Origin of the sequence: Winogradskyella sp. MH6 (assembly GCF_022810765.1) — a bacterium.
GTDB lineage: Bacteria > Bacteroidota > Bacteroidia > Flavobacteriales > Flavobacteriaceae > Winogradskyella.
Window position 1 is genome coordinate 908251 of sequence record NZ_CP094494.1, and the last position, 16085, is coordinate 924335.

Consider the following 16085-nt stretch of genomic DNA (forward strand, 5'->3'; position numbering starts at 1 on the left):
TTAATTTACAATGATCTCATCAATAAAGGTCCAAGCTTTGTTGCCAGCACCTTGTTTACCTTCTGGGATTATGCCGTAGTTTGGAACAAGTAACTTTACTCTTTTTATTGGTCTATTGGATAAGATTGATTGTTCCCAAAACACCTTTTTTAAGTTTGGATTCCCCGAACTTTCTGGTAAAAATTTATTTGCTATAACTTCATCATTATCAAAAATAATTCTAATTGCTATGTGCTCTGGTGTATATATCCATTGCCCATTACCATCATAAAATCTAGTTTCTATTGAATTAATTTTTGTTGGCTCTTTAAAATCAATAGTAATCTCAATATCTTCTCCCCAAAACCCTAACCATTCTTTATCTCCATATCGCGAATCGCTTCCTGAAATACCATTTATTAAACCTTCTGCTCCACTACCAGAGTAGGCTTTATGTGGTTGTTTATTAATGGTAATTTTTGCCCCAACTGCTTTGTGGTAATTAATGTGTTGTGTAAAGGTTTTACCTAATTGTTTCTCCTCATTAAACACAGCGGCTTTGATTGTTGTACTTTCGGTAATCGGAATTTTAGATTCGTAAACTTTTGAATTTATGGTAGGTTCGCTTCCATCTAAAGAATAGTTAATGTTCTTACCTTCAGTGAGAGTTTTTAATTCATAATACGACTTGCCTTCATCTGAAATTAAATCGCCTTCAATTTCATAAAGATGATTGGCATAGTTAATATCTAAAGCATCTAAACGCTGATGAAAGTTTTCTAACCTCGAAACAAAATTCTTGTAGTTTTTTTGTTCAGGTTGAGACCAAACCACTTCGCTCAATGCCAACATTCTCGGAAATGCCATATATTCAAGATGTTTTTCATTCGGAATATACTCTGTCCAAATATTGCCTTGAGCACCTAAAACATATTTTGATTCTTCTGTTGTTAATTCTTCTGGAATTGGATTAAAACCATACACTTTTTCCAACGGTAAAAAACCTCCAATAGCCAAAGGTTCATCCTCATTTTCAGATTGGTAATAATCAAAATAACAATGTGATGTTGGTGTCATTACCACATTATGCCCAGATTTTGCAGCTTCAACTGCTCCACTTGTACCTCGCCAAGACATTACCGTTGCATTGGGAGCCAAACCACCTTCTAAAATTTCGTCCCAACCAATGATTTGTCTCCCTTTTGAGTTGAGATAGGCTTCCATTTTGGTAATGAAATAGCTTTGCAGATGGTGTTCGTCTTTTAAGCCTTCTTTCTTAATCAGGCCTTGGCAATGCACACAATTTTTCCAACGTGTTTTTGGTGCTTCGTCTCCTCCAATATGAATGTATTTGCTTGGGAAAAGTTCTAAAACCTCATCCAAAACATCTTCTAAAAACGCAAAGGTTTTTTGGTTTGGACAATAAATTTCTTCAAAAACTCCCCATTTTTTGGCAACCTCAATAGGTTCATCTGTGCAGCCTAATTCTGGATAAGCAGCAATTGCAGCTTGTGCATGACCTGGCATTTCAATCTCTGGAATCACAGTAACAAAACGCGCTTTAGCATACTGGACAACGTCTTTAACTTCCTCTTGCGTGTAATAACCTCCATAACGATTACCATCAAACTGATGCGGTTGGTCGCTATAATGTCCAACTAAAGTTTCATCTCTATATGCTGAAACCTCTTGTAGTTTGGGATATTTTTTAATTTCAATGCGCCAACCTTGATCGTCTGTAAGATGCCAATGAAAAGTGTTCATCTTCAACAAAGCTAAAGCATCAATGTACTTTTTGATAAAATCAATAGAAAACATATGCCTTGCCACATCGAGATGCATACCACGATACGAAAATTGAGGTTCATCCTTCACTATCAATGCCTGAATAGCAATTTCATTTTCTGAGAACGTATCATTTTCCAGACCAACAGGCATTAATTGCCTTAAGGTTTGCACAGCATAAAATGCACCTTGGTCTGTTGAAGCTTTAATTGTTATTCCTTCTTTTGAAACCATTAAAATATAGGCTTCAGGCTTTAAACTTTCGTCTAGTTTAAACTGAATATCATTTCCTTCTTTCAAATGTATTGGACTTCCGTTTTCAATAAAATCTTTTAAAAATAGCGCACTAACTTTAAGATTGTCATCGTAAGTTATTCCTGTAGATTCATCAATACTGAAAAATGAATCCATTAATTCTACAGCATCTGGAAGCGGAATAATCTGTGGTTGAATTACTTGAGCTGATTCCTCCTTACAATTAACAAGCGAAAGGGATAAAATGAAAAGTGCAATTAATTTCTTGATGTGCATTTTAGTATATTAGATGCATTAAAATTACTAATCTTTTTTGATGCCTATTAAACCAACCTTAGTTTTAATTGTTCTCATTTCTTTTTTTGGCTGTAAAGAATCGTATTCCATTAAACCTGCAAAAAAAGACAAACCATTAACTAATTACGTCAACACATTTATTGGCACTGGTGGCCACGGTCACACCTATCCTGGCGCAACGATGCCTTTTGGTATGATGCAATTAAGTCCAGACACACGTTTAGAAGGTTGGGACGGTTGCTCTGGCTATCATTACACTGATGAATATATCTATGGATTTTCGCATACACATTTAAGCGGCACAGGTATAAGTGACTATGGAGATGTGCTTTTAATGCCTACCAATACTATTAATTTCAATAATGGTTCAGATGGGAAATCGGGTTACCGAGCTCACTTTTTACACGAGAATGAAAGTGCTGAACCTGGCTACTATAAAGTACATTTAGACTCAACTGATATTGATGTTGAATTAACAGTTTCTAAACGAAGTGGTATTCATAAATATCAATTTCCTTCAGCTGAAAATCAGTATGTGGTTTTGGATTTGGCGCACAGAGACAAACTATTAGACTATAAAATTAATCAGCTGAATGATACTGAAATCAATGGACTTAGACATTCTTCAGCTTGGGCTAAAGATCAGCGTTTGTTCTATCACATTAAGTTTTCACATCCAATAAAAGAAATTGTTTATGACGATAGCGAAGGTGTGGCTGTAAGTAAGAACTATAAATTTGAAAGTAAAAAAGCCATCATTCAATTTGAAAATCCAAACAACGAACCAATCTTAATTAAAACAGGAATTTCTGCAGTTGATGAAGCTGGTGCGTATAAAAACCTCAAAGCCGAAGTTTTAAACAAAGATTTTGAAACCGTAAAGCAAGAAGCACAACAAGCCTGGGAATCTCAACTTGAAAAAATTGTCATAGAAAGTGATGACTTAGACAAAAAAACCAATTTCTACTCCGCACTTTACCACACTATGATTGCACCAAATATCTACCAAGATGTTGATGGTCGTTATAGAGGTATGGATCTAGAAATTCACGAAACCAATGAATTTGACTATTACACCGTATTTTCACTTTGGGATACGTACAGAGCTGCTCACCCACTTTACACCATTATAGAGCAAGAAAAAACCAACGATTTCATCAATACATTTTTGGCAAAATATGATGAAGGTGGCATAATGCCAATGTGGGATTTATCAGGAAATTATACTGACTGTATGATTGGTTATCATGCCGTTCCTGTTGTTGCCGATGCGTATTTAAAAGGCATCAGAAATTATGATACCAAAAAAGCTTTTGAGGCTATGAAACATTCAGCTACTCGTGATAAATTCGGGTTAGAATCTTATAAAAACTATGGTTTTATTCCTATTGATGAAGAAAGCGAATCGGTTTCAAAAACCTTGGAATATGCTTATGATGATTGGACCATAGCCCAGATGGCAAAAGCGATGAATAAGGACGACGATTATAAAACCTACATTCAACGTGCGCAGTACTACAAAAATGTGTTTGACCCAAGTAGTAAGTTTATGCGTGGACGTTTTAGAAACACCTGGTTTTCGCCTTTCGACCCTTATGAAGTTAACTTCAATTATACAGAAGCTAATTCATGGCAGTATAGTTTTTATGTTCCTCAGGATATTTCTGGCTTTATGGATTTGCTCGGCGGAAAAGACGCTTTAGAGTCGCAACTTGATGAGTTATTCTCTGCAAACGCTGAAACTTCTGGAAGACACCAAGCTGACATCACAGGATTAATCGGCCAATATGCTCATGGTAACGAGCCGAGCCATCATATGGCTTACCTTTATAATTTTGTAAATAGGCCACATAAAACCCAAGAGAAAGTTCATCAAATTTTAACCGAACTTTATAAAAACGACCCAGATGGTGTTTCGGGAAATGAAGATTGCGGACAAATGAGTGCGTGGTACGTGTTGAGTTCTATGGGCTTTTATTCTGTAACGCCAGGTTCTAATCAATATATCATTGGCGCGCCGCTGTTTGACAAAGCCACCATTAATCTAGAAAATGGAAAACAATTCAACATCACAGCACATAATCTTAGTGACACCAATAAGTATGTAGAATATGTGTATTTAAATGACGAAAAACTGAACAATACCTACATCACTCATCAAGACATTGTGAATGGTGGTAATTTGGAATTTCATATGACCGACAATCCAGCGGTTTGGGGAAGTCAAGACGGTCAAGAGCCAAAAACCGAAATTACAGATCATATTATTTTACCATCACCATTTATTGAAAAAGGAGATATCACTTTCAGAGGTTCTACGGAAGTTGTTTTAAATACTTCTGAAAAAGATGCCAAGATATTTTATGCTATTAATGACGAAGAATTTCAACTTTACGAAACGCCTTTCAGTATAACAGAAGACACAAAAGTGAAGTTATATTCTGAAAAAGGCAGCCTGAAAAGTCCTGAGTTAACTACACCATTTTATAAGATAGATCCTAATCTTAGTATTCATTTAGAAAGTGAATTTGCCAATCAGTATTCAGCAGGCGGAAATGATGCGCTAATTGACGGTATTCGTAGCACCAAAAACTACAGGACAGGCAGTTGGCAAGGTTACCATAATACAGATCTGGTAGCAACAGTTGATCTAGGAAGGCAAAAAGCTATCAATACTATTTCAGTGAATTTTTTGCAAGACCAAGGTGCGTGGATTTTTTACCCAACCGAAGTAGAATGCTATGTTTCAAAAGATGGTAAAAACTATAAAGCTTTACCATCTCAAAAGATAAATACGAAAGATAGAAACAGTGAAATTGAAATAAAAACTACTGAGTTTAAAATTCCAACAACAGAATATAAATATGTAAAAATCATCGCAAAGAAACTAGGCGAACTACCACAATGGCATTTAGGTTATCCAATGGATGGCAGAAGCTGGATTTTTGCTGATGAGATTTCAATAAAATAAATAAAACTAACTAATAATCATATGAGCAATCAAAACAACAAATCGGCTTTAGCAACCTTAGTCACCGTTTTCTTTTTCTGGGGATTTATTGCTGCATCTAACAGTGTATTTATTCCTTTTTGTAAAACCTACTTCAACATTGACCAGTTTCAATCGCAACTAGTAGATTTTGCTTTCTATGGAGCGTATTACATAGGTGCTTTATTATTATTTATTCTGTCTGGGTCTATCAAAAAAGACATTATGAATAATTGGGGCTACAAAAATGGGATTATCTACGGCTTGTTACTTTCTGCAGTTGGTGCTTTTGTAATGTATCCTGTAACTGCAGGTGCCGAACAAGGTCAAACTGGTGTATTTTACCTAGTGCTCATCGCGTATTTTATTGTTGCCTTAGGCTTCTCGCTACAACAAACCGCTGCCAATCCATTTGCTATTGCACTTGGCGACCCAAAAACTGGTTCACATCGTTTGAATTTAGCTGGTGGAATTAATTCCTTTGGAACAACAATAGGACCTGTTGTTGTGAGTTTAGTCATTTTTGGTTCTGCAAGTTGGAGCTCTGATGAACTAGCATCTATGATTGCTAATAATGAAATTACGCTAATGACTGTGCAACAGCTTTATCTCGGAGTTGGTGTTTTATTTTTAGTTGCTGCTGCATTATTCTATTTCTCTAAAAAATTACCAGCCTTAAAATCTGAAACTGCTTTTGAACCAGCTAATAAAGCTAGAAACTTACTCATTGTTTTAACCTTAATTATTGTTGGGTGTTTTGGATATATTTTCAGTACCTATTCTGGCAATACTGAAGCTACAGAAGACCTAGAACATACAAGACTATTAGTTTTATTTATTGCACTACTTGCCGTTATTACTACTGTTTTTATAGCTAATTCTAGCGCCACAAAAAAGCCTGAAGGTTGGGGAGCTATGAAATACCCTCAATTGGTTTTAGGTATGCTTGCTATTTTCACTTACGTTGGTGTTGAAGTAACTGTTGGCAGTAATCTTGGTGAACTTTTAAAACAAGAGTTTGAAAGTTCTGGCCTTAATTCCTTAGGCCTACCTGTTTTAAACGACTCTCAACTAGGCTCATACATTTCATTATATTGGGGCGGATTAATGATTGGTCGTTGGGTTGGTGCTATCACGGTTTTTAATCCAAGTAAAGGGCTTAAAAAAGCCTTGCTTATCATTGTACCTTACATTGCATTTGGTGTTATCATTCTAGTTAATTCTATAAAGTACAGTTTCAGTTCTGATGAAATTTTATTTTTCGCTGTTTGTATTGCCGTTCAAATTGGAGGCTTTTTCTTAGCAAAAGACAAACCTGTTCAAACATTAAAAATCTTTAGTTTATTCGGAATTATAGCTATGTTGATTGGGTTATTTGCTTCAGGTAATGTGGCACTATTTGCATTTCTTTCTGGTGGATTATTCTGTTCTATTATGTGGCCTTGTATCTTTACATTAAGTATTGCTGGCTTAGGTAAATACACTTCTCAAGGCTCTGCGTTCTTAATCATGATGATTTTAGGTGGAGCTATTATTCCACCTGTACAAGGTAAATTAGCCGATGTATTCACCATACAATCGTCGTATTGGATGGCTGTTGCTTGCTTTGCCTATCTTTTATTTTATGCGTTTAGAACTAAGACCGTTTTAGACAAACAAGGTGTTGAATACTAACCAAGCTCAACTAATTTCGAAAAAATGAAACGAAGAAATTTTATAAAAAATGCTGCGCTGACAAGTGCTGGATTAGCCGTTACAAATTCGCTATTGAGTTGTGAAGACAATTCTAAAAAAGAGAACAGTACAACTTCTGTTTCTACAACTCAAACAGCATCATTACCTTTAGTGATTGCCACTTGGCACGTTAAAAGTGCTACAGCAAAAGCTATGGAGGTACTGCAATCTGGGGGCAATGCGCTTGATGCTGTTGAGCAAGGTTGTATGGTAGAAGAAGCTGATATTAAAAATAGCTCTGTAGGCAAAGGAGGTTTGCCAGACAGAGATGGTAAAGTTACTTTGGATGCTTGCATTATGGATAAGGATGGTAATTGTGGGTCGGTTGTGTTCCTAAAAGACATTACACATGCCGTTTCTGTTGCCCGAAAAGTAATGGAAGATACACCACACGTTATGTTGGCTGGTGAAGGTGCTAAACAATTTGCAATTTCTCAAGGCTTTAAAGAAGAAGATTTACTTACCGAAAGTTCAAAAAAAGCTTGGGAAGACTGGAAAGTAAAAAGCGAGTACAAACCTATTATTAATATTGAAAATCACGACACCATAGGTATGCTTGCCATTGATAAAAATGGTGACATTGCAGGTGCTTGTACCACAAGTGGATTGGCTTACAAAATGCAAGGACGTGTTGGAGATTCTCCAATTATTGGTTCAGGACTATTTATTGATAATGAAATTGGTGGCTGTGTTGCCACAGGCTTAGGCGAAGAAGTGGTTAAAACTGTTGGTAGCTTTTTGGTGGTAGAATTAATGCGTCAAGGCAAAACACCTCAAGAAGCTTGTGAAGAAGCTATCAGTAGAATTGTAAATAAACCGAATAGCGATTACAAAAATTTTCAAGTAGGTTATATTGCTGTAAATAAAAAAGGTGAAACTGGTAGTTACTCTATACATCAATGGTTTAGTATGACCAAGTTTCAAGATGGTAAAAACGAGCAGATTCAATCAGACTATTTTAATAAAACCTAGGTGATTCATTCTATTTATCTATTAAATTTGAATTTATATCGTGTTTTTTTGAAACACGGAGTATGCTTAGTAACTTGCTATAAACTTTTTAAAAGCTCCCTACAACATGTCTACCATAAGAGTCCTTATTGTTGAAGATGACCCTATTATCGGAGAGGATATTCACGACATGCTCACCAATGTAGATTATAGTGTTGTAGCCATAGCATATTCTAAAACCGAAGCCATAGATTATATTAATGATGAACAACCAGACCTAGTTCTTCTAGATATTAATCTAGATGGTAATTACGAAGGGTTTGAGGTTGCTGCACACATCAACAAAACACGAAGAGTCCCATTTTTATATCTTACATCATACTCTGGTAAAGAAATTATAGAACGCGCCAAACCTACAATGCCAATGGGTTATATTGTAAAACCTTTTAATGAAAAGGAACTGTATTCTAATATTGAAGTAGCGCTTTATAATTTTTCGAAATTTGTATTACCCGTTTCTTTAAAAATTGAAATGATAAATTCTAAAATCAATACTCCACTTACGCAAAGAGAGTTTGATATTCTTGAAGGTTTGTATGAAGGTAAAACTAATCGTCAATTAGCGGAATCGCAATTTGTAAGTGTAAATACTGTAAAAACGCATATTAAGAACATTTACGAAAAAATGAATACGCACACACGCTCAGAAACAGTAGCTCTTATACATTCTTTGTTACACTAATTGCTATTTAGGAAGCACAAAGGATACTGATGTCCCATTATCATTAGTAACACTCATAGAAGCTTTTAACTTTTTAGAAAGCGATCTTATTAAACGCTGTCCAAAAGACTCCTTTTTACCATTTTCTATAATATCGTTCTGTATACCGACACCATTATCCGAAACCCTTAAGGTGTAGAAATCTTCTCTTTCAGACATTTTTAAAGTTATCTCTGGCTTAGATTTAATATCCTTAGGAAACGCATGCTTTAATGAGTTAGTTATCAACTCATTTACAATTAAGCCAAGAGGGATTACAGATTCCACATCCATAGTAACTTTATCTGCATCAATCTTCAAATCGACATCATTTTCAGTTTTATTATAAGAATTCAATATACTATCTACTAAACCTTCAAAATAATGCTGAATATTCACCATATTTAAGTCTTCTCCAACATATAGATTTTTATGTAAAATTGCCATAGACTGCACTCTGTTTCTACCATTTTGAAGTACTTCTAAAACATTATCATCTTTTACATATTTGGATTGTAAATTGAGTAAACTCGAAATCATCTGAAGATTGTTCTTTACGCGATGATGTGTTTCGTGCAATAGTAATTCTCTATCTTTCAAAGCTTTTGTTATGGTTTCATTTTTACTTTTTATTTTCTTGTTCAATTTCAATAATGCCAAAGCTGCAATAGCCAACAAACCAAGACCAATTAATGAGATAATCATAATAGATCTCGAACGCGATAATTTGGTTTCAGAGATTTCCTTTTCCTTACTCAATAATGCAATTTCTGCATCCTTTTTTTGTTGATTATATAACGCATCTTTTTCAGCAATAATTTCAATAGACTCTTTAGAATAGATAGAGTCCGTCATGGCTTTATAGGCCTTAAATGTGCCAAGTGCCGACTTATAATCGCCTTTTTTCTCATAAGCCTCAGCCAACAAATCATAAGCGCGTTGCTCTTGGTTTAAAGATTCATGCTCTTCAAAAGAAAATACATCCTTAAGTTGATCTATAGCTTCATCATATCTTTTTAGCTTTATTAAAATCTCACCCATGTTAATTTTAGATTCGCACAGATTATATGTGCTACTTAAGTTTTCACGGATTTTTAAAGCTTTTAAATGTTCTTCATAGGCCTCATCTAGTCGATTTTGTTCTTGTCTCAAAAGTCCAAGAAAATCGTGATGAAATCCCATTTCTCTCAACGTAGGGAATACCACATTGTATTCCTTTTGTTTCATAAGATGATATTCTGCCTTTTCATATTCACCCAAGTCGGTATAAACCATACCTAAATTTGCATTAACACTTGCTAAACCAGTACTATCCTTCAAGACTTCAAACTGTTTTAATGCTTTTAAATATTGTTGCTTCCCTTTTTCGAGTTGATCTACATTAAGATAAAAGCCTGCCAATGTATTATTGATTCTCGCTTTTTGCTTAGCCGTACCAACCACATCATAGATTTCAGCAGCCTCCAATAAGTGCTTTTGAGATTCTACATTATTACCAAGATACATGCTAATTGTTCCTATAAAATGTGAGCTTATTGCAATATCTAAAGAATCGTTATTTCGTTTTGAATAAGAGTTAATACCTCTGTAGTACTCCAATGCGGTACTGTAATCACCATGCCATCTATGACTTGCGGCAAAAATGTAATTGTTACGACGTATCTCGTTACTATCGTTTTTAATAAAATTAGCCTTTAAATCTTCAGCAATTAATTCGGCTTTGTCTGGATCTCTTTGAACCAAATATTCACCTAATAAAAACAGTGATTCTTTTTTAACATTTTTAGACACATCGCTATCTATAATACTCTGTAAACTATCTTGATAAGCATCTACAGGCGCGTCTTGGCAAAAACTTAGAAGATTAAAACCTAAGCATAGGCTTAGGAAAATACAATTGATTTTCATGTAAAATAATTAGTAACACAAAGTTAACAAACCTATTGACTTCAAAAATCACCCAAAAGGATGAAATGAAACCTAGCATAATTTTAGAATTTTACACCAAGCTATTAATCTATTAAAGTCATGAAAAGATTTCTCCCTACCCTGTTCTTCTTATTAAGCTTAGGCTTATACGCACAAGTTGGTATTGGTAACACCAACCCACAAGCTCAATTAGATATTAGTGCATCTAGTACTGCTTCACCAACAAACCAAGATGGTATACTAATACCTCGTGTTACTAATTTACCAGCGGATGCTTCTATGACAGCTGCACAAAATGGTATGTTGGTGTTTTATGACAATACTGGTGAAGATGGTAAAGGCTTTTACTATTGGGATGATACAGCCAGCGATTGGATTAAAATTGTAGCTGGCAATATTAATGATGATGATTGGACTGCCAATGGAGCCAATATTGAACGTCAAAGTGGAAATGTTTACATTGGTGATATTCCAAGCACAAATAATGATTTATACATAAGTGACCAAATTATTGATTGGGACAATGTTTCTTATGTTATTAATCCAGATGGTGACAATAAAATAAATGAGATTGAATTCGATAATGGTGGTCTTACCGACCCTAGTCTTTATTTTGAAGGTGATACAGACTTTGGATTAATGTATAACCCTCTTAGCAATAGAATTTTTCTTGTAGAAAATGGTTTACAACGCCTAGGTCTAAGAAAGGATGGAGGTATTGAACCTTACAATGGTATTAAAATTGGAATTAATGCCGGCTTAAATAATACTAGTAATACAAATATTTTTATTGGACAGTCAGCAGGATCTTCTAATACTACAGGTACTTTGAATTACGGAATTGGTAATAGTTCTTTAAGCTCTGTTACTACCAATGGTATAAATATAGCTATTGGGCAGAACACATTAACTGATTACATTGGTAATTCTGTGCCTGGAAACAATGTAAGTATTGGTCATTACTCAATGAGGTATATGACTGATGGATCACTAAATACTGCAATAGGTATAGGAGCTATGGAAAACATAAATTTTAATTCCAATAGTAATGTTGCTATTGGAACATACGCACTTAGAAATCTTGTTAGTGGTACAGAGAATACAGTTTTAGGTTATAGCGCAGGTAATGCTTCAGATGGCTTTCATAATTTGTATTTAGGATTTGGTTCTGGATATAATGCTGATGGTGATAGAAATATTTTCTTGGGTTATAGGTCTGGTTACAATGCACCTATTGGAAGTGACATGCTTTACATAGAAAACTCTAATTCTAATACACCTTTGGTTTATGGTGAATTTGATAACGATATTTTAAGAATTAATGGCGAATTACAAGTTGGCATCCCAACTGGTACAGGATATGCTTTTCCTACAGCAGATGGAACTCTTAATCAAGTCTTAGCAACTGATGGTGCTGGGCAAATCAGTTTTGTGAATACATCAGCACTTTTTACAGACACCAATACAACTTATGATGGGACAGATTTTGCTCTCAGTAATCAAAGTGTTGGAGCAGGACAATATGTTATTGGTATTGATGCCTCTGGTGCATTAATCTCTGCTACTGATCAAGATAATCAAAACCTAACTTCTGCAACGCTTACAGGCACCACATTGAATCTAGCCATTGAAAACGGCACAGGTACTTCAGTAAACTTAGCTGCACTACAAGATGGAACTGGTACTGATGACCAAAACATACAAAACCTATCATTTAACAACTCTACAAATATTTTAACTGTTGGGATTGAGAATGGTACTGCTCAAACCGTAAATCTATCAGCATTGGATAATACAGGAAATGATTGGTCTATTAATGGAAATTCAGGAACAAATCCAACAACAAATTTCATAGGTACAACTGACAACCAAGATTTAGCTTTCAGAACTAATAATGTAGAAAAAGTACGCATTACTGCAAAAGGTCAAATTGAAACGACTCAACTAGAATCTGTATGGATTGGAGAAAATGCTGGAAATTCAGTTACATCAGGAACCCGAAACACTTTTGTAGGAAGAATTTCTGGGGCATCAATAACTACAGGAAATGATAACACTGCCATAGGAGGCTTATCGCTTTCTACCTTATCTACAGGTATAGATAATACAGCCGTTGGACTTGGGGCTTTGTTGGATCTACAAAATGGTAACGGAAACACATTTGTTGGGGAACAATCTGGTGAAAATCTAGTTACTGGTAGTTATAATACTGTCTTAGGTCACGTTGCGGGAGAAAACATGAATGGTTCTTCAAATATTTTTATAGGCTATCAAGCTGGAAGAAGTACTACGGGCAGTAATAAATTAATTATTGATAATAGTAACGATGGCACTAGTTCATTTATTTATGGTGAAATGGATAATGAAATTCTACGTGCAAATGCAGAAGTACAAGTCACTAGAAATAGTACTGGCACCATATCTCATCTAGATTTAATAGAGACAGGCGCTAATGACGGTAGTCGCTTAAGATTTTCTAATTCTGCTGAAACGACAAATAACTGGTTACTTTATGGGAGAGCAGACAATACAAATGCGGATAGCCGTTTAAATATTTTTTATTCCGGATCAGGCAATATAATGGAAATTTACGGTGATAATACTGTAGAGCTTAATGGACAATTTGGTGTTAATTTAAACAATCCAACTTATGCCGTACACCTACCTAATAATGCAACTATAGGAATTGGACAAGGACGTGCCAATGCTTGGACAACATATAGCGATTCTCGTATAAAGAGCAACCAGCAACAACTAGAAAACGGTCTTGCTTTAATCAATAAAATGATACCTAAAACATATTTTCATCACAATGGCAATATAGAAGATGGAATTCTTAATATAACAGATAGTGGCGAACAAACTTTGGGCTTTATTGCTCAAGAGCTTTATGAAGTGTTACCTGAAGCTGTACAAAAGCCGGAAGATGAAAACCAGTCCCTATGGTCGGTTAATTATGATAAGGTCATTCCGGTAACTGTAAAAGCTATTCAAGAATTAAACAAAAAAATTGAAGCATTAGAGACAGAAAACAACATTCTCAAAGAAAAGCTTAGCAAACTAGAAACCTTAGAGGCAAGAATATTAGCTATAGAAAACAGCTACTCTAGTAATACATCAAGAAATGATGAAAACAATGTAGCTGAAAATTAATCAGTTGAAGGTTTAAAAATAATTGTTTTAAAGGAGCAATTATGTTTTTGGGCGAGAAAGCCGCAGTAGGGAGCGGCTTTTTCGAGCTCAAAACTCAAAAAACAACCTCTAAGTTTTACATGAAGTTTTAACTATTAGTTAATTTTTAATTTTAGTTTTTTTGAAAGAGTCGCTGTAGGGAGCGGCTTTTTCTTTTTATTAAAACCACTTTATGGTCAGTTTTGCTAATTTTTCTTTAAAGCTTGTGTAAGGCGGAAATAGTAATTCATTTATTCCATAAGTGTGTTGCTTTACTACTGCACGTTGATTACTAAAAGCTTTAAAACCATAAAATCCATGACTCTTACCAATGCCACTATTATTAACACCTCCAAAAGGTAAATTATGGTTAGCATAATGAATCACACTATTATTAATACATGTGCCACCTGCTCTGGTATTTCTAATAATCTGCTTTGTGTTTTTTTTACTATTACTGTAGATGTACAACGCTAATGGTCGCTCTTTGGAGTTGATGTAAGTAATAGCTTCTCCTAAGGTTTTATAAGTAACTATTGGCAAAACTGGTCCAAAAATCTCCTCATTTAGTAATGAAGCCCCCTCACTTATATCTGAAACTATTGTTGGAGCTATATATTTTGAATCGGCTTCTAACTCGCCACCAACATCTACTTTAGCATTTAAACTTTTAGCATTTTCTATATGAGATTGTAAACGTTCAAAATGCTTTTGGGTCACAATCCTTGCATAAGAATCTGATGTCTTAGGCGTATTTGTAAAATAATGTTCTATCCATTTTTTGCAAGCTTTAATAAACTTCTCTTTAATGATTTCATCAATCAATATATAATCTGGTGACACGCATATTTGACCTGCATTCATAAACTTTCCCCAAACGATACGCTTTGCTGCTTTATCAATATTAGCTGTATTGTCTATAACTGTTGGTGATTTTCCACCTAACTCAAGTGTTACCGAAGCTAAATGTTTAGCAGCTGCAGACATTACAATTTTACCAACGCTTGGTGAACCCGTAAAAAAGATATGATTAAAAGGTAATTGTAATAATTGTGTTGAAGCCTCTACTTCTCCTTCTAACAATGCAACTTCATCTTCAGAGAAAACATTTGCGACAATTTCAGCCATCAAAGCTGAAGAATTTGGTGTCATCTCTGAAGGCTTTATAATTACAGCATTACCAGCTGCAATGGCAGATACCAATGGTCCAAAGGTTAAATTAAACGGAAAATTCCATGGAGATATAATTAAGCAAACCCCTTTAGGTTCATAAATATAGTAAGAACTTGAACCAAGCATAGACATAGGTGTATCTACCTTTTGCTTGCGCATCCATTGGCGCAGATTAGATTTAGCAAATTTAATTTCGCTTATAATCGGATAAATCTCGGTGAGCTCTGCTTCTACTTTAGGCTTGTTTAAATCTTTATGTAAAGCTTCAATGATTCTGTCCCTATATGTTACTTCAATCGCAGTCTTAAGTTTTTTTAACTGCTTTATTCTTTGACTGTAGGGCATATTCCCAATTTTAAACTGTTGAGACCGTTGCTTTAAGAACAACTGATAATAAGGGTTCTTGCTAAAATCTATACTATTTCTACTCATGTCCATTTTAAATAATTAAACCCATGCAGTTCGTCGATGATATCCGCAAAGCGTCTCTTTTGGTCTGAAAATCAATAATTTTCATCTTTAAAAATACCGATTTTAAAGGGCTACGAGCTCATTTTGTGTATTTCATCGATGTTTTTGACTAACAAATGTCAGTTATCTAATTATCGCCTTGTTTCGTCCAAAAATTTCACCCTATATGAACAAACCGATGTTTCTTTGAATCGAAATTAAAACAAAACGGTTTAATAACAATGAAAAAAGGTTTAGTCATATTAGCTTTCTTAACAATGTCTCTAGCAGGATTTGCTCAGCAAGATGTTGTAAGTAATGTTGAGACTGAATTGGTTGAAACTATTAAATCTGAAAAGCCAGAGGTTGCAAAAGCTACTATATCTGCTAAGGCTAAGGCTAAAGTTTTAAGAATGAATCATAAGAAAAGTAACGAGATTATAAGTATTAAAGCTTATAGAAAAAGTCTTCAAATTAAAGTTAAGACTGTTAAGCTTTGCTAATTAATATGCTATTAACCATTGAAAAAGCCGAAACGTTTGTTTCGGCTTTTTTGTTATGGTAAAGTTTCTTTCCTTTAGTCATAAGCATTTTATTATAAAATAAAGATTT

At 34.7% G+C, this 16085-nt stretch carries 9 protein-coding genes; 6 read left to right on the forward strand and 3 right to left on the reverse strand.

The genetic code is table 11. From position 1 onward, the window contains the following. Positions 1–2295: a beta-N-acetylhexosaminidase gene (locus MST30_RS04125; protein WP_243473140.1), complete on the reverse strand. Its 2295-nt coding sequence runs from the start codon at positions 2293–2295 to the stop codon at positions 1–3. A 40-nt stretch (positions 2296–2335) separates the two neighbouring features. On the opposite strand from MST30_RS04125, the gene MST30_RS04130 reads away from it, so the two are divergent. From MST30_RS04130 to MST30_RS04145, 4 genes are all read left to right on the forward strand, one after another. Continuing rightward, complete coding sequence (locus tag MST30_RS04130) at positions 2336–5287, forward strand: GH92 family glycosyl hydrolase (protein WP_243473141.1); 2952 nt, start codon at positions 2336–2338, stop codon at positions 5285–5287. 21 nt (positions 5288–5308) lie between these two features. Next, positions 5309–6979 (forward strand): MFS transporter, encoded by a 1671-nt coding sequence (locus tag MST30_RS04135; protein WP_243473142.1) that lies wholly within the window; start codon positions 5309–5311, stop codon positions 6977–6979. Positions 6980–7003: 24 nt separating this feature from the next. After that, on the forward strand, positions 7004–8011 hold the full coding sequence (locus MST30_RS04140) for an isoaspartyl peptidase/L-asparaginase family protein (protein ID WP_243473143.1): 1008 nt from the start codon (positions 7004–7006) through the stop codon (positions 8009–8011). Between the two features lie 106 nt (positions 8012–8117). Next, positions 8118–8732 carry a response regulator transcription factor gene (locus tag MST30_RS04145; protein WP_243473144.1) on the forward strand — a complete coding sequence of 205 codons (615 nt, stop codon included), beginning with the start codon at positions 8118–8120 and terminating at the stop codon, positions 8730–8732. Between the two features lie 3 nt (positions 8733–8735). On the opposite strand, the gene MST30_RS04150 is transcribed toward MST30_RS04145, so the two are convergent. Next, positions 8736–10658, reverse strand: coding sequence for a histidine kinase dimerization/phosphoacceptor domain -containing protein (locus MST30_RS04150; protein WP_243473145.1), 1923 nt, complete (start codon positions 10656–10658; stop codon positions 8736–8738). Between the two features lie 120 nt (positions 10659–10778). Between MST30_RS04150 and MST30_RS04155 the strand changes: the two genes are divergently transcribed. After that, entirely contained in the window at positions 10779–13832 is a 3054-nt protein-coding gene (locus MST30_RS04155) for a phage tail-like protein (protein ID WP_243473146.1), read from the forward strand. 198 nt (positions 13833–14030) lie between these two features. Here the strand turns inward: MST30_RS04155 and MST30_RS04160 are convergent, their stop codons facing one another. After that, the gene (locus MST30_RS04160; RefSeq protein ID WP_243473147.1) at positions 14031–15455 is read right to left on the reverse strand and encodes an aldehyde dehydrogenase family protein; all 1425 of its coding nucleotides are present in this window, start codon (positions 15453–15455) and stop codon (positions 14031–14033) included. A gap of 260 nt (positions 15456–15715) precedes the next feature. On the opposite strand from MST30_RS04160, the gene MST30_RS04165 reads away from it, so the two are divergent. Next, positions 15716–15976 carry a hypothetical protein gene (locus tag MST30_RS04165; RefSeq protein WP_243473148.1) on the forward strand — a complete coding sequence of 87 codons (261 nt, stop codon included), beginning with the start codon at positions 15716–15718 and terminating at the stop codon, positions 15974–15976. Positions 15977–16085: the final 109 nt, after the last annotated feature.

What these genes read in the sequence shown, in the direction of transcription:
- MST30_RS04125 (WP_243473140.1), bottom strand. Translation starts at nt 2,295, where the DNA reads ATGCACATCAAGAAATTAATTGCACTTTTCATTTTATCCCTTTCGCTT.
- MST30_RS04130 (WP_243473141.1), top strand. Translation starts at nt 2,336, where the DNA reads ATGCCTATTAAACCAACCTTAGTTTTAATTGTTCTCATTTCTTTTTTT.
- MST30_RS04135 (WP_243473142.1), top strand. Translation starts at nt 5,309, where the DNA reads ATGAGCAATCAAAACAACAAATCGGCTTTAGCAACCTTAGTCACCGTT.
- MST30_RS04140 (WP_243473143.1), top strand. Translation starts at nt 7,004, where the DNA reads ATGAAACGAAGAAATTTTATAAAAAATGCTGCGCTGACAAGTGCTGGA.
- MST30_RS04145 (WP_243473144.1), top strand. Translation starts at nt 8,118, where the DNA reads ATGTCTACCATAAGAGTCCTTATTGTTGAAGATGACCCTATTATCGGA.
- MST30_RS04150 (WP_243473145.1), bottom strand. Translation starts at nt 10,658, where the DNA reads ATGAAAATCAATTGTATTTTCCTAAGCCTATGCTTAGGTTTTAATCTT.
- MST30_RS04155 (WP_243473146.1), top strand. Translation starts at nt 10,779, where the DNA reads ATGAAAAGATTTCTCCCTACCCTGTTCTTCTTATTAAGCTTAGGCTTA.
- MST30_RS04160 (WP_243473147.1), bottom strand. Translation starts at nt 15,455, where the DNA reads ATGAGTAGAAATAGTATAGATTTTAGCAAGAACCCTTATTATCAGTTG.
- MST30_RS04165 (WP_243473148.1), top strand. Translation starts at nt 15,716, where the DNA reads ATGAAAAAAGGTTTAGTCATATTAGCTTTCTTAACAATGTCTCTAGCA.